This window comes from Actinomadura sp. 9N407 (assembly GCF_044326315.1).
Lineage (GTDB): Bacteria > Actinomycetota > Actinomycetes > Streptosporangiales > Streptosporangiaceae > Spirillospora.
In genome coordinates this window covers 302,673-318,196 of record NZ_JBIRAW010000009.1, presented here as the reverse complement: position 1 = coordinate 318,196, position 15,524 = coordinate 302,673, and the positions used below count along the sequence as shown (strand labels likewise).

The 15,524-nt window shown below is 72.4% G+C and carries 13 protein-coding genes; 8 read left to right on the top strand and 5 right to left on the bottom strand.

Annotated elements, in window-relative coordinates; genetic code table 11:
* Positions 1-400: 400 nt before the first annotated feature.
* The 4 genes from ACH34Q_RS17390 (at position 401) to ACH34Q_RS17375 (ending at position 5,855) form a co-directional block, all read left to right on the top strand.
* Positions 401-1,435: a polyprenyl synthetase family protein gene (locus ACH34Q_RS17390; protein ID WP_395983995.1), complete on the top strand. Its 1,035-nt coding sequence runs from the start codon at positions 401-403 to the stop codon at positions 1,433-1,435.
* A 158-nt stretch (positions 1,436-1,593) separates the two neighbouring features.
* Entirely contained in the window at positions 1,594-2,658 is a 1,065-nt protein-coding gene (locus ACH34Q_RS17385; protein ID WP_395983994.1) for a terpene synthase family protein, read from the top strand.
* Between the two features lie 75 nt (positions 2,659-2,733).
* Positions 2,734-3,378: a hypothetical protein gene (locus tag ACH34Q_RS17380; protein WP_395983993.1), complete on the top strand. Its 645-nt coding sequence runs from the start codon at positions 2,734-2,736 to the stop codon at positions 3,376-3,378.
* Between the two features lie 68 nt (positions 3,379-3,446).
* Positions 3,447-5,855 carry an MMPL family transporter gene (locus ACH34Q_RS17375; protein WP_395983992.1) on the top strand — a complete coding sequence of 803 codons (2,409 nt, stop codon included), beginning with the start codon at positions 3,447-3,449 and terminating at the stop codon, positions 5,853-5,855.
* 67 nt (positions 5,856-5,922) lie between these two features.
* Here the strand turns inward: ACH34Q_RS17375 and ACH34Q_RS17370 are convergent, their stop codons facing one another.
* The 4 genes from ACH34Q_RS17370 to ACH34Q_RS17355 form a co-directional block, all read right to left on the bottom strand.
* Positions 5,923-7,167, bottom strand: a complete 1,245-nt coding sequence (locus tag ACH34Q_RS17370) for a WS/DGAT domain-containing protein (RefSeq protein ID WP_395983991.1) — start codon at positions 7,165-7,167, stop codon at positions 5,923-5,925.
* A 151-nt stretch (positions 7,168-7,318) separates the two neighbouring features.
* Positions 7,319-8,374 carry an SDR family oxidoreductase gene (locus ACH34Q_RS17365; protein ID WP_395983990.1) on the bottom strand — a complete coding sequence of 352 codons (1,056 nt, stop codon included), beginning with the start codon at positions 8,372-8,374 and terminating at the stop codon, positions 7,319-7,321.
* Complete coding sequence (locus ACH34Q_RS17360) at positions 8,371-11,184, bottom strand: MMPL family transporter (RefSeq protein ID WP_395983989.1); 2,814 nt, start codon at positions 11,182-11,184, stop codon at positions 8,371-8,373. The genes ACH34Q_RS17365 and ACH34Q_RS17360 overlap by 4 nt, the downstream gene beginning before the upstream one ends.
* A gap of 71 nt (positions 11,185-11,255) precedes the next feature.
* Positions 11,256-11,528 (bottom strand): hypothetical protein, encoded by a 273-nt coding sequence (locus ACH34Q_RS17355; protein ID WP_395983988.1) that lies wholly within the window; start codon positions 11,526-11,528, stop codon positions 11,256-11,258.
* 372 nt (positions 11,529-11,900) lie between these two features.
* On the opposite strand from ACH34Q_RS17355, the gene ACH34Q_RS17350 reads away from it, so the two are divergent.
* Positions 11,901-12,167: a hypothetical protein gene (locus ACH34Q_RS17350; protein ID WP_395983987.1), complete on the top strand. Its 267-nt coding sequence runs from the start codon at positions 11,901-11,903 to the stop codon at positions 12,165-12,167.
* Between the two features lie 46 nt (positions 12,168-12,213).
* Complete coding sequence (locus tag ACH34Q_RS17345; RefSeq protein WP_395983986.1) at positions 12,214-12,414, top strand: hypothetical protein; 201 nt, start codon at positions 12,214-12,216, stop codon at positions 12,412-12,414.
* A gap of 181 nt (positions 12,415-12,595) precedes the next feature.
* Here ACH34Q_RS17345 and ACH34Q_RS17340 read toward each other — a convergent pair whose 3' ends face one another.
* Positions 12,596-13,207 carry a hypothetical protein gene (locus ACH34Q_RS17340; protein ID WP_395983985.1) on the bottom strand — a complete coding sequence of 204 codons (612 nt, stop codon included), beginning with the start codon at positions 13,205-13,207 and terminating at the stop codon, positions 12,596-12,598.
* 236 nt (positions 13,208-13,443) lie between these two features.
* Here ACH34Q_RS17340 and ACH34Q_RS17335 point away from each other — a divergent pair, with 236 nt between their 5' ends.
* Together ACH34Q_RS17335 and ACH34Q_RS17330 are read left to right on the top strand one after the other, a co-directional pair.
* Complete coding sequence (locus ACH34Q_RS17335; RefSeq protein WP_395983984.1) at positions 13,444-14,601, top strand: MCE family protein; 1,158 nt, start codon at positions 13,444-13,446, stop codon at positions 14,599-14,601.
* 123 nt (positions 14,602-14,724) lie between these two features.
* Entirely contained in the window at positions 14,725-15,507 is a 783-nt protein-coding gene (locus ACH34Q_RS17330; RefSeq protein WP_395983983.1) for an MlaE family ABC transporter permease, read from the top strand.
* Positions 15,508-15,524 lie beyond the last annotated feature (17 nt).

Here is a 15,524-nt window from a genome sequence, read left to right as displayed (position 1 = left end):
GCCCGGCGGCGGGTATCACCGCACTGTTGCTCCGGGGGGCCGGGCCGTTTCGATCAGCGTGCAGGGTTCCGCGATTCCGCATTTCTCCAGTGGCCGCCGTAATTACCGCATGCTCGTTCTTCGGCGTACAGAAAGGGACAATGCGCGTCCGGCAGGAGGCCGATACCGGGCGGCCAGATTGCGCTTCCGGAACGGCGGCGATCACGGCCCATCGGCCGCCATACGTGCCGTTTTGGCCGCCGGCACCGCCGGTCGGCCCCCGTCCCGGCCGATGTCCGCCGGCTCGCTGCACGTTTCGCGCGGCCGGGATCCGGCAATTCCCGTGGAGGCCTCGGCGACATGCGGGGGCGGCGGTCGCGCGCGGCCGCCGCCATCCCGAATCAGCGATCAGGAGTGGCAGATGAACATGCGGACGGCGAACTGCGTCGCGACCGACTCCCTCACCCGGTCCCGGGAACTGGTCTGGCCGGAGCTGCGTGCGGCGGTGGCCACGCTCGACCCGCGGCTGTCGGTGATGTCCGGCTTCTCGCTGGGCTGGTGCGACGTCGACGGCGAGCCGTCCGAGGGCGGCGGCAAGGGCCTGCGGCCGACGCTCGCCCTGCTGGGCGCGCGTGCCGCCGGCGGCAGGCCCGAGGCGGGCGTCCCCGGCGCCGTCGCGGTCGAGCTGGTGCACGCCTTCTCGCTGGTGCACGACGACATCATGGACGGCGACGAGCGCCGCCGGCACCGCCCCTCGGCCTGGAAGGCCTACGGGGTCGGCCCGGCGCTGCTGACCGGCGACGCGTTGCTGGCCCTCGCGCTGGAGACGCTCGCCGCCGCGCCCGGCGAGGAGCGCGCCGAGGCGTCCCGCCTGCTCTCCGGCGCCCTGATGGAGCTGGTCGGCGGGCAGGCGGCCGACGTGGCGTTCGAGAGCCGCCCGTGGACGGGGCCGGGCGCGGTGTCGGTCGAGGAGTACCAGGACATGGCCGTCCGCAAGACCGGCGCGCTGCTGGGCTGCTCCGCGGCGATCGGCGCCGCGCTCTCGGGGGCCCCGGCGACCGTGACGGCCGGGCTGTCGGAGATGGGACGCCACCTCGGCCTCGCGTTCCAGATGGTGGACGACATCCTCGGCATCTGGGGCGATCCCGACGTCACCGGCAAGCCCGTCTGCAGCGATCTGCGGCGCCGCAAGAAGACGGCACCGGTGCTGGCGGCGCTGGCCGCCGCCGAGGCCGGCGGGCCCCTGATCGGGCTGCTGGACGACACGCGGGACGAACGCGGCCTGCGGCGCGCCGCCGACCTCATCGCCGCGGCGGGCGGCCGGGACGTCGCCGAGGACATGGCACGCCGGCATCTGGACGCGGCCCTGCGGATCCTGTCCGGCCTGCGGCTGGACGCCCCCGCGACGGCCGAGCTGGTCGCGCTCGCGGAGTCCCTGATGGACCGCCGCCGGTGACATTCTGCTAACTCAGGGTCATTGGCCGTGACTCTGTGCAATCATCGTCTCGGCGGAAGCCCGTCCGAGCGAGCCCCCGACAGACACGATCCCGCACAGAGACGTCCCGCACGGAAACGATCCCGCACAGACACGTCCCCCCGACGGACAGGAGCACGATGAGCATCGGCCCCCCGCTGGAAGTGCCGCCCGTCTACTGCCCGGTGGAGTCCGCGATCCATCCGCGGGCGGAGATGATCGAGCGGCGGGCGGTCGAGTGGCTCGACCGCGTCCACCTCTACCAGGACGACACCGATCGCCGGCGCGTGATCGGCACCAACAGCGCCGAGTTCTACGCGCGCTTCGCGCCGTACGGTCCCGAGCTCAACGTCCAGATGGCCGCGCACTGGGTCTACTGGGGCTTCGTCTTCGACGACGCCCGCTGCGACACCGGGCCGTTCAGCGCGCACCCGGAGCGCTTCCTGACCATGGCCGGCCCCCTGCAGCGGGCCCTGGAGGCGCCCTCCGCGCCGATCGGCGACGATCCGCTCGTCCTGGCCCTGCAGGACATCGGGCGCTCGTTCCAGGAATGCGCGACACCGGTGCAGGTACGGCGGTTCTGCGACGCGCACCGCGCCTGGCTGTTCGCGGTGGCCTGGCAGATCTCCAACCAGCGCGGCGGCCACATGCCCGACCTCGCCACCTACACCGCGATGCGGCTGCACAGCGCGGGCGGCGCGCCGACCCTGGCGATGCTGGAGATCGCCAACGCGGCCGAGGTGCCCGGCCGCGAGCTCGACTCGCCCGCGATCCGGGCCCTCACCGAGATGGCCATCATCATCGCCTCGTGGGACAACGACCTCTACTCCTACCATCGCGAGAGCCACCAGCAGGGCACCGCGCAGAACCTCGTCAACGTGCTGGCCCACCACGAGGGCCTCAGCCGCGAGGAGGCGATGGAGCGGGCGGTCGGCCTGCGCGACCGCGTGATGCGGCGCTTCCTGCAGTTGCGGGAGGCCGCCCGTCCCGCGGCGAGTCATGAGCTCCGGCTCTACCTGACCTGCCTCGGGCACGCCATCCGCGGCAACCTCGACTGGGCGATCAAGGCCGGCCGCTACCACGGGATGGAGTTCGAGGGCATGTCGCCGGGCGCGCCGGACTGCGTCGACCGCCCGTCGGACGAGCGCACCGAGCCCCTGCCGATCGGGGCCATCGCCTGGTGGTGGGACCGGCTGGTCCCCTGATCCCGCCCGCCCTGCTCGCGCCCCTGCACGCCCCTGCTCGCGCTCCCCTGATCGCGCCTCCGCGGAAGGACGTTCATGCTGTCAACGGTGGCGGCCACCTCCGACGTCGTGACCGACGTCGCCCCCTCATGCGCCGCGGTCATCACGACCTGCGGTTTCATGGCCGGGCTCTGGGTCTTCGCCCGCGAGGTCAAGCGGACCGAGGTACGGCTGCGCGGCGAGCGCGAGGGCACCGAGCGGCGGCTGGCCGAGGAGTACGCGCAGGTCCGCGACCGGCAGGGCCGCGATCTGCTCATCGACCAGCTGCGCCGGGTCGGTGACCTGTACGCCGAGTACCAGGCCGCCGACGAGGCGGGCGCGCTCGGCCGCCGTGCCCTGGCGCTGCAGCGCCTGCGCGTCCACCTGCCGGCCGTGCCCGGCCGCTACTGCTCGCTGCTCAAGCTGCGGTTCGACATCGGCCAGGGCAGCGACTCCGAACGCGAGGCGGCGAAACGGTTCGCCCGCCATGACCGGCTCCCGTCCCCCGACAAGGTCAGCTCCGACTGGATCTACCAGGAGTTCACCGAGAACATCCGCGAGCTGATGGGGACGGTCGCGCCGCCGTCCCAGCAGCGGGCCGCTCCGGGCGAGTCCCTGCTCGGCGAGATACTGCGCGGGCTGGGCCGCTCCCGCAGATCCCGGCCGAAGAGACCCGAGGACACCGCCGTCCGCACGTCGTGAGCCGGCGGCAGGGCCGCTCGTACGAGAAGTGACCGTTCCGAAGGCATCCGGCCGGGGGCGCCATGCTGTTGACCGTACGGTTAGGCCGCGCGCGGCCCGGCCGCCTGCTGAGCAGGTTCGGCCGTTACTGCGCCCGGCACCAGGGCTCCGTCCTCGGGTTCGCCGCGGCGGCGGCGCTCCTGCTCGGCCTGGCCGCCGCCGACGTGACCGACCACCTGTCCAACGGCGGCTACAACGCCGCCGGCACCCAGTCGGCGCGCGCGGATCGGCTGCTGGCCCAGCGCTTCGGGACCCAGCCCCCCGACCTGGTCCTGCTGGCCGACACCAAGGGCAAAGTCGACGACGAGCGGATCGCCGACCACGGCCGCCACCTCACCCGCGAGCTCGCCGAGCAGCCGGACGTGGCGAGCGTCCGGTCGTACTGGAGCCCGCACTCCTCCGACCTGCGCTCCCGCGACCGGCGCACCGCGCTGATCGCCGTCGTCCTGGCCGGCGGCGACGCCCGCGCGACCCGTACCGCCGAACGACTCGTTCCCCGGGCCAGGGAGCTGGCCGAGCCGTTCACCCTGTCGGCGAGCGGCCCCGCCTGGACGAACGTGCAGTTCATCCGGCAGGGCCAGGAGGACCAGCGGCGCGCGGAGATCATCGTCGTGCCGATCACGATCCTGATCCTGCTGGCCACCTTCGGCTCGGTGTACGCGGCCATGCTGCCCGCCATTGTCGGCGCGCTCGCGGTCATCGGCACCCTGGCGGTCATGCGGCTGCTGACCCAGGTCATGTCCGTCTCGGTGCTCGTGCCCAACCTCGCCACCGCGATCGGGTTCGGGCTCGCCATCGACTACAGCCTGTTCCTGGTCACCCGCTACCGCGAGGAGCTGTCCGAGGGCGCCACCGTACCCGCGGCGATCGAGCGCGCCATGGGCACCGCGGGCCGCACCGTGCTGTTCTCGGCGGTGACCGTGATGGTCGCGCTGTCCGGGCTGCTGGCCTTCCCCCTCGGCGCGCTGCGTTCGCTCGCCTGCACGGCGATGACCGTGGTGCTGATGGCGGCGGCCTCGGCCCTGCTCGTCCTGCCCGCCCTGCTGGCGCTGATCGGGACGCGCATCAACCGGTACGACGCGTTCGGCCGGCTCCGCCGCCCGCCGCCACGCCGCCGCCCTCCGCTGCTCCTCGGCGGAACGGTCCTGTCGGCTCTCGGCATGGCCGCGCTGCCGCTGACCTCCGCTCCCCGCCGCGCCCGCATGGGCGGGATCCTCCTCGGCCCGCCGCTGGCCTGGATCGCGGCGCGCAAGGCCGCCCGGGCCCGGCGCGCCGCCGCCTCCCCGTACGAGATCGACAGCCGCGCGTGGCGGCTGGCCGCCCGGGCGGTGACGCGCCGCCCCGCCCTCATCGGCGGCGGCTGCGCCCTGTTCCTGGTCCTGCTGGCGGTGCCGTTCGGGCACGCCAGGTTCGGCCTCACCGACGAGCGCAGCCTGCCCGCCGGCGTCGACGCGCACGCCGTCGCCGAACGCGTCGCCCGCGATTTCGCCGAGCCCCTCGGCCGCGGCCTGACCGTCGTCCTCCCCGACACCCCCTGCCGCTCCCACCTCGACCGCTACGCCCGCGGACTGTCCGCCCAGCCCCATGTCATCGCGGTGAAGACGAGCACCGGCGAATACAGGAAGGACCGCCGCGAGGGAGACGCCCCGGGCCGCTACACGGCCAAAGGCGCCGTCATGCTCAACGTCTCCAGCAAGCTGGACCCGCAGTCACCCGACGGCAAGCGCCTCGTCGAACGCGTCCGTGCCGTGGACCCGCCGGGCAGCCGCTACGTCACCGGCGCCTCGGCGCACGCGCTCGACACCCTCACCGTCCTGGAACGCGCCCTCCCCAAGGCGCTGGCGATCATCGCCGCCTGCACGTTCGTCCTGCTCTTCCTGTTCACCGGCGGCCTGCTCGTCTCCGCCAAGGCCCTGGTCCTGGGCGCCCTCAGCCTCTCGGCCAGCTTCGGCGCCGTCGTCTGGGTCTTCCAGGACGGCCACGCCAAGGACCTCGTCGGCGGCTTCACCGTGACCGGCCGGCTGGACGCGATGACGCTGCTGCTGGCCTTCACCATCGCGTTCGGGCTGTCCATCGACTACGAGGTCTTCCTGCTGTCGCGGATCAAGGAGGTGTACGCGGCCACCGGCCGGCACACCGAGTCGATCGTCACCGGCATCGCCCGTACCGGCCGCCTCGTCACCGCCGCCGCCCTGGTCGTGGCGGTCTCGATGGGAGCCATGCTCACCTCGTCCAACACCGTCCTGAAGATGAACGGACTCGGCCTGGCCCTGGCCGTCCTGGTCGACGCCACCCTGGTCCGCGGCCTGCTCGTCCCCGCCTTCATGCAGCTCACCGGCCCGGCCAACTGGTGGGCGCCGCCCGGCCTGGCCCGCCTCCACCGCCGTACGGGCCTGGCGGAGGCCCCCGCCCGCCGGATCCGGCGCCCCCGCATCTGATCCCCAGGCGCCGAACCAGTCGCCTTCGGTAGAGGTTCGGTAGGGGTTCGATAGGGGCTTACCGACGTCAGGGTGCAGGCGGGCAGTGACCGTTCGCCAGAATGTAGAACTCCTGCCGCAGTTCCTGCGCGAACAGTTCCGCGATTTCGCTCCGCCTGGCATCGGTTAGGACGCTGACGGTGATGATGTCGCCGTATCCGTGGAGCATCACCGAGAGGCCGTGGCTCTGCGGAAGGACGGTCATGGTGACCACCTGCATGACGGGCCGTCCGGCGAGTTCGAGCGGCTCACGCGTGATGGGCGCGTTCGAGCAGACGAGATTGCCGACGCGCGGGGAGTACATGAAGCGGGCCAGCAGCGAGCGCGCGGTCGTTCCGGACACGTTCGCGGCCCGGGGCAGCAGGGCGAGTCCGGTCGCGTGGTCGCGGCCCTTCGCGCGGGACGTGGCCGCGTGGACCGCGGCGAGGCGGCCGGCGGGCTGGGCGAGCCCCACCGGGAGCGGTGTACGGAGGACCGACACGCAGTTCCCCAGAGCGGACGAGCTTTCCGGGCTCCGCACGTTCACTGGAACGATGGCAAAGGCCGGCCCCGCGGGAACGCCGGGCATGATCCGGCGCAGGGCGCCGCTCACGGCGGCGAGATAGACATCGTTGAGGGTCGGACGATGCGCTCCTGCCGGGCCTCGTGCAGCCTCGGCGACCTCCCACGGAACATCGACCCAGACCACATGCCGGAACGGACTGGACGGGACGTTCACCGGGAGAGGCTGCGCCGGTGTACGGAGCTCGCCGAGCGCGGACAGCAGCCCCCGTACCGATCCGCGCGACGGGACGGGGCGGCGGGGGGACAGCAGGCCTGACGGTGCCGTGGGGCTGAGCAGTTGCCGCAGCAGCAGCGTGCCGGAGACGCCGTCGAGTAGCGCGTGGTTGAAGCGCAGCAGCAGGGCGAACTCCTCATCGGAATGACCGGAGAGGATCTCCAGCCGCCAGGGCGGCGAATCCGCCGCGATCCGCCGCCCCAGCAGATCCCCGACCGTACGCCGGAGGGCGTCGGGCCCGGTGCCGGTGGAGACGGCCGCGATGTGATCCCGGGGGTCCAGGTCGTCCCGTAGTCGCCACCGGGGCCGGTGGCAGGAGGGATCGCTCGACGCGAGCCGCAACGCCGGCAGGCCGCCGAGGCGTTCGGCGACGATGGCGGCGACCTTCTCCAGGCTCGGCGGTGTCCCGTGCAGGCGTACCAGCGTCCCCCAGGTCGCCGCGAACCGCCGGTGCCGCGCTTCCTGCGCGGCGAAGAGTGAGTCGCACTCGTTCATCGGGAACGATCGAGGGTCGTGGCGTCGCATGGTCATCGCCAATCTGGGCGTTGCGGCAATGGAATTGTGGTGGTGCGTGCGCATCGCGCCCGAACGGCCGCCGGACGGCCTGGTCCGCCGTCCGGCCAGGCCGTCCGGGCCGGGTGTCCGGTCAGTCGGCGGTGGCGGCCGGAGTGAGCCTCCGGGAACGGACGCCGCCGTTGCCGATGAGGTGGGTGACGAGTGCCCGGTAGGCGTCCTCGACGGCTTCCGGGGTCAGCGCAGGGGGACCGGAGGGCAGCCGGCCGAGGCAGCTGGGGAACGGCTCCACCTCGTCCAGCAGATGGACGAGCGCCAGCATGCTGTGCATGTAGTGGCGCTGCGTTTCAAGGTCGGCGGCGATCGGTTCCCGGATCGCGAGCCGGGCGGCGGTCCTCGGCGGGACGAGGCGATAGGGCTTGAAGTCCACGCCGTGGCGCGCGGCCGTCTCCTGGGTCAGCTCCACCAAGCGAGGCAGGGAGAGGCTCGCGTCGCCGCCGGTCAGCCAGTACTCGCCCGTCTCGGTGCCGGCGTCGACCAGGGCGGCGAGCGCTTCGGCGAGGACATCGCGCGGGATCAGGTCGAAATGGGTCCTCCCGGAGCCCGGAAGCAGTGGCGGGAGGTCGCCGTTGAGGGCCGCCTGCACCATGACGAACAGGCCCTGCGACCGCGGCGACCAGCCGGTGCCGGAATCACCGATCACGATGGAGGGGCGGGCGATGACGGCCGGGAGGCCTGACCGCAGGACGAGCCCTTCGGCTTCGACCTTGGAGTCGATGTAGGCCTTGGACGTCGCCACGCCGGGCATCGCCGCGCCCGCCGACCGGGTGGCCTGCTCGGAACGGTCGACGAACGCGGTGGAGACATAGACCAGCCGCGCGCCCGCGTCGCGCGCGAAGGCCAGGACCTGCTCCGTACCGCGCACGTTGGTGTCGTCGGTGCGTTCGGCCGTCGTGGCGAAGTCCGTCACCGCCGCGCAGTGCACCACCGTGTCGATCAGTTCGGCCGTCCGCTGGTAGGTGACCGGGTCGAGGCCGAGCCGCGGCTGCGACACGTCGCCGCGGACGGACGGGCTCGAGCACCGTCCGCGGTGGGTCATCGAGATGACGTGGTGACCCTGGAGGCGGGGCAGCAGTGCGCTGCCGACCACGCCGGTGGCGCCGGTGAGCAGAACGTTCCGTACGGTCATCTGGTTCTCCTTGGGTCAATGCACTGACGGGGTGCAGGACGGCGGACAAGGGGATCGGCACGGGAAGGAGCCGCGGCGGACCGGCGCCTGCGCCGGCGTGCCGAGGCCGCGACGAGACCCCGGAAACCTCGCAGGACGCGAAGTCCGGGGAGTCCGTGTGACGGGTACGTGAGCTCGGGCTCGACGAGCCCGATGCGCCGGTGCAGGCGGGCGAGAGCCGGGGGCGCCCACCAGTTCGCCGTCCCGGTGAGCCGCATGAACGCCGGGACGAGCAGCCCGCGGACGAGCGACGCGTCCACCAGCACCGCCAGCGCGATCCCGAAACCGACCAGCTTCAGGATCGTGTTGGCCGAGGCGATCAGGCAGCCGATCGAGACGGCGACGGCGAGCGCGGCGACCGTGACCAGCCTGCCGGTCTGCGCGATCCCCGTGACGATCGCTCCGGTGTGGTCGCCGGTCGCCCGGTGGTGCTCCTTGATGCGCGACAGCAGGAAGACCTCGTAGTCGACCGACAGGCCGAAGGCGACGGTGATGCTGAGCAGCAGCGACATCGTCTCGAGGTGGCCGGTCACGGTGAAGTCGCCCACCAGCCCCCGCAGGTTCCCGTTCTGGAAGACGGCGACGATGGCACCGCAGCCGGCGGTCAGGCTGAGCGCGCCGAGGACCAGCGCCTTGACCGAGACGAGGATGCCGCCGGTGAACAGGAACAGCAGCACCAGCGTGCTGGTGGCGATGACCGCTCCGGCCAGCGGGAGCGCGTCACCGATGGCGGCCAGGGTGTCGGCCGCCTGTGCCGTGGGTCCCGTGATCAGGCGTTCCGCCGGAGCGTCGACCGCGCGGACGCGATCCAGCAGGCGCTTGGACGCCTCCGACTGCGAAGCGTGCCGTCCGGACAGGGTGATCAGGGTCGCGCCGTGCGCCGCGTACTGCTGGGAGTACTGCTGGGCGGCCCGCGCTGCTCGGCCGGCATGGTCCGTACCCTCGCGCGCCGTCTGCCGGGAACGGCCGGGCGGGTGCCCCGCGCTGTCCTGGCCCGGGTAGGTGCCGGTCACGGTCCGGACGACCGCGATGCCCGGCAGGGCGGCGAGACGGCGGGCGTAACGTTCGATCTCGTCCCGTTCGGCCGTACCGGACGCGTCCTGGTGGGGGAGGACCACCTTGATCTCGCGGTCGACCGGATGGGCGAACTCGCGGTTGATCCGCCTGGCGGTGGCGTGCGCTTCGGCGCTCGCGGGGAGCATGCGCTCGTCGGCGATGCCGAAGCGGGCGTCCAGGAAGGGGACGGCCAGCAGGAGGAGGATGATCGCGCACCCGCCGCCGAGGATGACCGGGGCACGGGTGGCGGTACGGGCGATCCGGCGCCAGGTGGGGCTCTCTGCGGGGAGTCCGGTGGCGGCGGCCGGGCCGCCGGGTGTGTGGTGGTGCTCCGGGAGGCGCAGCGCACGGCGCAGGGGAGACCTGGCCAGGAGCGCACCGGCTAAGAGGGCACCGGTCAGCAGGCCCCCGGTCGCTCGTACGCCCGACCGCGGCTGCGCCTGCCATGCCAGTGCCGCCGTCTGACCGGCCGGCGGGATCCGTTCGAGCGTCGCGGCCGCGCGACTCGCCCAGCGTGACCGGCATGGGGGGATCGCCCAGGACACGGCGGAGAGCATGGCGAGGAGGCTCAGCATCGCCGCCCCGCGCAGGCGACCGTACGGGCGGGGCACCGGATCCGCCGCACGCGACCGGCGAAAGGGCCGCCTCGCGGTCTGGGCCGATACCGCGCGGCGCAGCCCCGCGAGCGGATCCCAGTGGACGCGGTGACCGGCCACGGCCAGCATCGGCGGCACCATCAGCAAGGTCACCGCCGCCGCGAGCAGCACGACCACGATCGCCGCCCAGGCCAGCGACCGCAGCCCGCCGATGGGGAAGACGAGCAGGCTGGAGGTGGCCAGTGCCACGGTGAGCGCCGAGAACAGCACGGTACGGCCCGCCGTGCACATGCTGCGCTGCACCGCGTACCGCGCTGGGACGCCGCGCGCCAGCTCCTCCCGGTAGCGGCTGACGAGGAACAGGCTGTAGTCGATGGTGAGCCCGAAGCCCAGCGCGGTGGTGAGGTTGGGCGCGAACACCGACACCGGCATCGCGTACGTCAGCAGCCAGAGGGCGGCCGAGGACGCGACGATCACCACGCCGCCGATGACGATGGGGCAGAACGCCACGAACGCGGACCTGAAGGCGAGCAGCAGGATGACCGCCGCCAGCGGGACGATGAAGATCTCCGAGCGGTGCAGGTCCTCCCGGCACTGCCGGATGGTCTGCACGTTCGACCAGATCGGCCCCGTGGCGGTGACGGTGAGCGGCCGGAACTCGTCGTCGACCGCGGGGACGAGCCGTTCGGCCGTACGCGCCGCCCGGTTCTCGTCGCCCGAGAGATCGACCGTCAGCAGCGCGGTCCTGTGGTCGGTGCCGCGCAGGTCCGCCGACCGCGCCGTCCAGTACGAGTTCACTCCCGCGACCCCGAGATGCGAGGAGACCTTGCGGGTGAGCCCGGCACCGGCCGCCGCCGCCCGCGCCGAATCGACCGGCTCGGGTGCGGACGCCAGCAGCACCAGGTCGGGCGGTTTGGCGCGAAAGTGGCGTGACAGCAGGGCGTCGGCGCGCGCGGCCTCGGTGCCGCCGGCGGTGAACCCGCCGTTGGACAGCCGGTCCTCGAGCCCGAGCGAGAGGAGCCCGAGCAGCAGCGCCAGCGCCCCGGTGGCGCCCAGTACCCGATGGCGGTGGGCCATCGCCCAGGCGGTGAAGCCGGCGAGGCGTCCCTTCGGACGCATGCCACGTCGCCGTCTGCCGAGCACTGGACGCCTCCCGTCGGTCGTACCGGACCTGGACCTCGATGGAGGGTTCAGTCGCGGTCGTACCGGCTGGAACGGGTGTACAGGTCGTAGCCGTCTCGCGAGTCGACGCAGCGGTAGTCGCGTGCCTCGCCGAAGATCATGAGCAGCGTGCCCGCCTTCTCGCAGACGCGCTCGGTGCCGAACGTGTCGACGTAGCGCCAGCGGCGCCAGTCGCCGTGGCCGGCGGCCTGGGCCGCCGACAGCGGCACCATCGCGCACACCGCGGTGATCGCCGCGACGGCCGCCACCCGGCGGCCGGACCTGCCGTCTCTCCTTGACATGCGGGAACTCCCTTGCCGTGGGGGATATCAGGAGGAGGACGCGGCGTGAAGAACCCCGGCCGGAGCCGAACCCCGCCGGGCACGCGCTTTACCTCGCTGCTACGCATCGTAGCCGAGTGATTACAGATTGCAATAGCGAAGGCACGCTCAGTCGCCGGCGGCTGCGGCCGTGCGAGCGCGCCGTCCCTTGGAGGTAAGGCCTTCATGCTTCCCGGTCATGCATGCACCACCTCTTGAAATCCTTACTCTAAGTGCTGTTACTGCTACGGTTCGTAGTGACAGGGCAAAGAGGTCTCCGGCACGGCCTGCTCGGGAGATCACCGTTCGAGCCCGGTCTTCGATGTGGATCCCTGGCAGGAAGGACATGGCCGCATGACCGCGTCAAAGATCAGAGGCTCCCGCCGACAAGCCGCGCGCCGGGCCGCCGTCACCGCGGCCGTCGCGGTGGCCGCCTCGTCGCTCCCGCCGTCCGCGTACGCCATGGCCGGCGACGGAGGCGACCCGGGCTGGCAGGTCGTCACCGGCTTCAGTGGCAGCCGGGCGTGCCGGCTGGCGGGCAACGCGCTGTGGTGGCAGGGCGAGATCGGCCACTTCTCCTGCGTGCCGGGACGCGGTGGCTTCTACCTCTATGTGAAGTGACCTCGTTCCCCGTCATGTGAAGATTCGTCTCCCGAAAGGAAAAAAGGTGAAGCACCTGTTCGCCCGAACGGCCGTGTTCGCGGCCGTCGCCTCCGCCGCCATGGTCGGCGGCCTGCCCGCGCACGCGGCCGCCACCTCCTCCGCCTCGTACACGGCCGACCGCGGCGACGACGGTCTGGTCGACTGGTGGGAGGAGTTGTGGTTCGGAGAGAAGGACGACGACAACGGCTTCCTCTGGCGTCGTTAGGTTCCGGCCGATAGGGCAAGGGCCGGCGTCCGCGTCATCGCGGACGCCGGCCGTTTTTCGTGGACGCCGGCCGCTTTCATCGACCCTGGCCGTTCTTCGCGCTGGGACCGGTCCCTGAGAGCCGCCCCGTCTCCTGGGAGTCGGTCCGGGCCCGGGCCGTTGCCCGGGCCCGGACCGACTCTCAACGGGCGAAGTGCCGGTCAGTCGCCCGCCGGGCCTTCCGGAAGCGGCTCAGCACCGTGATGTTCAGCCCGCAGATCAGGCCGGCCAGGCCGGCGGCGGTGCCGACCAGCGTGTGCCCGAGCGGTTCCGCCGTAGGTGCCGGCGAGGCGGCCCGGATGCGCATGGTCGGCGCTGAGGGCGCGACCTGCGGCATCACCGGGAGGCCGTGCGGGAACGTGCCGTACCGCGGCTCCGGCTGCGGACGGGCGACCGGTCCCGGGGCGACGTCACGCGGACGTGGTCTCGGGCGCCGGATCGTCCGAGACTCCCCCCGAGGCGATGGCGGCGGGCGGTGCGTGCGGACCTTGGCGCTCCGAGGTGTGCCGGCGGGAGGCTCGGCCGCGGCAAGGCCGGGGCGTGGCGGCCGGGGCTTCTCCGCAGGCGGGTCGGGTGCGCCGGTGAGGGCGCGCGTCTGGGTGTCGACGTACGTGGTCACCGGGCACAGGACGTCGAGCAGCGAACGGCCGGACGTCGAGCAATCCGCTGAGGCGTACGCCGTGCCCGAGCCTGCGGCGAGGGTGCAGGTGAGGGTCGCCAGGGAGATCGTGAGCGAGCGGGGCAGCGGAGGCATGCGGCACTCCCGGTGGCCGGAGGGACGTCGCAGAAGGTGTAACCACCTTCCCGAAAGCCAACCGTGAGTAATGAGACTGTCACGTTCGGGTGCCGTCGGAGGGTGGCACAGGCGGGCGACGGTAAGGCGATGGTCACTTTTCGTACACCTATCATCACACTGAGTGTTCGCTAGGTTACTCCGTGCCTCCCCTCGCGGCGATCGCCGCGAGAACGCCCGGAAGGGGTGCTTCCGCGATGCGTCGACTGCTCGATCGGCGACTTCTCGTCAGCGGCTTAGCCGTATTCGTCGCCGCCGTCCTGGTTGCGGCCGTCGTCATGGTGCGGACGGGGCGGCGGCCTCACCGGGCGATGGTCTACTTCGAGCGGGCGACCGGCCTGTACCCCGGTTCGGACGTCCGGGTCCTCGGCATCAAGGTCGGCGAGGTGGTACGGGTCCGCCCGGCCGGCCGGATGGTCCGCGTCGAGTTGTCGTACGACGCCGCGCAGCCCGTTCCCGAGGCGGCACAGGCGGTCATCGTGTCCCCGACGCTGGTGGCCGACCGCTACGTGCAGTTCACCCCGGCCTATCGCGGCGGCCCGGCGATGCGCGACGGCGCGGTGGTGCCGCTGTCGCGGACGGCGGTGCCGGTGGAGCTGGACGAGGCGCTCGGTGCCGTCAACGACCTCACCCGCGCGCTGGGCCCCGACGGCGCGAACGCGAACGGCGCTCTCTCACGGCTGCTCGCGACCGGCGCGCGCAACCTCGGCGGGCAGGGCGGGAACGTCCGCACCACCGTGGAGGGTGTCGCGGACGCCGTGGACGTGCTGGCCGACAACCGCGAAGGCGTGATGGCCACGGTGCGCGACCTCGGCAAGGTCACCGCGACGCTCGCCGAGCACGACACGGAGGTCGGCGACTTCGCCGCCGATCTCGCCACCGTCGCCGGCGAGTTGCGCGGCGAGAAGGAGGAGCTCGGCGCGGCCCTGCGGCATCTGTCGACCGCGCTCCGCGATCTGGCCGGGTTCGTACGGCGCAACAAGTCGGCCCTGTCCACCGATGTACGTGAGCTGGCCGAGGTCACCGGCGTGCTCGCCCGGCAGCGGCGCTCGCTGGAGGACTTCCTGGACGGGGCACCGGTCACGGCCGACAACCTCAACCGCAGCTACGACCCGGTGTCGGGAACGCTGCACGGCCGGGCCGACATCGTCCAGGCCGACGACCTCGCACGGTGGATCTGCTCGCTGACGTACTCACCGGCGATCCCGTCGCGGCGGTGCGAGTCGCTGGTCAAGCCGATCAACGCGCTGGGACCTGTCCTGAACGGTGTGGCGGCCGACGTGTCGCTGGGCGGCGCCCTCGGATCGCACTACGCCATGGTCGAGCCGCCCCCGGACGCCCACCCACCCGGCTGAGCCGAGCACCCGACGACAGCACACGAGCAGGCCGGTGAGGTCGGACCGGCCGGAACGGAGGCGCATGGGCGTCGAGAGCACGTCAGACCGTACGCGGTGGGCGACGCAGCGGACGGTGGGGTGATGGTGGCCCCGTCCGCGGTCGTCCACGGGTTGCTCGTGGGGCCTGGCCGGTTCTTCGCCTTCGCCGGTGCGACGCTCCGCGTCATGTTCCGGCGCCCGTTCCAATGGCGGGAGTTCCTGCAGCAGGCGTGGTTCGTCGCCGGTGTCTCCGTGCTGCCGACCGCGCTGGTGTCGATCCCCATCGGGGCGATCCTCACGCTCCAGGTGGGCAACCTGATCCGGCAGTTCGGCGCGCAGTCGTACACCGGGACCACCGCCGTGGTGGCCAACGTGCGCGAGGGCGGCCCGATGATCACGGCCCTGGTGGTGGCCGGTGCGGCAGGGTCGGCGATCTGTGCCGATCTGGGCGCGCGCACCATCCGGGAGGAGATCGACGCCCTGGAGGTACTGGGCATCGACCCGCTGCATCGCCTGGTGGTGCCGCGCGTCCTCGCGACGGCCTTCGTCGCGGTCTTCCTGAACGGCACCGTGTCGGTCGTCGGGATCCTCGGCAGCTACGTGTTCAACGTGCTGGTGCAGGACGGCTCGCCGGGCGCCTACCTGGCGTCCTTCGGCAGCCTGGCGCAGCTCGCCGACCTCTACCAGGCGCTGGTCAAGGCGCTGGTGTTCGGGCTCACCGCCGGGCTGGTCGCCTCGTACAAGGGCCTGACGGCGGGCGGCGGTCCCAAGGGGGTCGGCGACGCGGTCAACCAGACCGTGGTGCTCACCTTCGTGCTGCTGTTCGTCGAGAACTTCGTGATGAGCGCCCTCTACTTCCAGATCGTTCCGCAGAAGGGGATGTAGCGATGGGAGCGACGAGC

Bases quoted from the DNA above. Each gene is read 5' to 3' on its own strand.
- ACH34Q_RS17370 (WP_395983991.1), bottom strand. From the start codon at position 7,167: ATGAACGAGTGCGACTCACTCTTCGCCGCGCAGGAAGCGCGGCACCGG.
- ACH34Q_RS17385 (WP_395983994.1), top strand. From the start codon at position 1,594: ATGAGCATCGGCCCCCCGCTGGAAGTGCCGCCCGTCTACTGCCCGGTG.
- ACH34Q_RS17390 (WP_395983995.1), top strand. From the start codon at position 401: ATGAACATGCGGACGGCGAACTGCGTCGCGACCGACTCCCTCACCCGG.
- ACH34Q_RS17360 (WP_395983989.1), bottom strand. From the start codon at position 11,184: ATGCGTCCGAAGGGACGCCTCGCCGGCTTCACCGCCTGGGCGATGGCC.
- ACH34Q_RS17340 (WP_395983985.1), bottom strand. From the start codon at position 13,207: ATGCCTCCGCTGCCCCGCTCGCTCACGATCTCCCTGGCGACCCTCACC.
- ACH34Q_RS17330 (WP_395983983.1), top strand. From the start codon at position 14,725: ATGGTGGCCCCGTCCGCGGTCGTCCACGGGTTGCTCGTGGGGCCTGGC.
- ACH34Q_RS17335 (WP_395983984.1), top strand. From the start codon at position 13,444: ATGCGTCGACTGCTCGATCGGCGACTTCTCGTCAGCGGCTTAGCCGTA.
- ACH34Q_RS17365 (WP_395983990.1), bottom strand. From the start codon at position 8,374: ATGACCGTACGGAACGTTCTGCTCACCGGCGCCACCGGCGTGGTCGGC.
- ACH34Q_RS17355 (WP_395983988.1), bottom strand. From the start codon at position 11,528: ATGTCAAGGAGAGACGGCAGGTCCGGCCGCCGGGTGGCGGCCGTCGCG.
- ACH34Q_RS17350 (WP_395983987.1), top strand. From the start codon at position 11,901: ATGACCGCGTCAAAGATCAGAGGCTCCCGCCGACAAGCCGCGCGCCGG.
- ACH34Q_RS17380 (WP_395983993.1), top strand. From the start codon at position 2,734: ATGCTGTCAACGGTGGCGGCCACCTCCGACGTCGTGACCGACGTCGCC.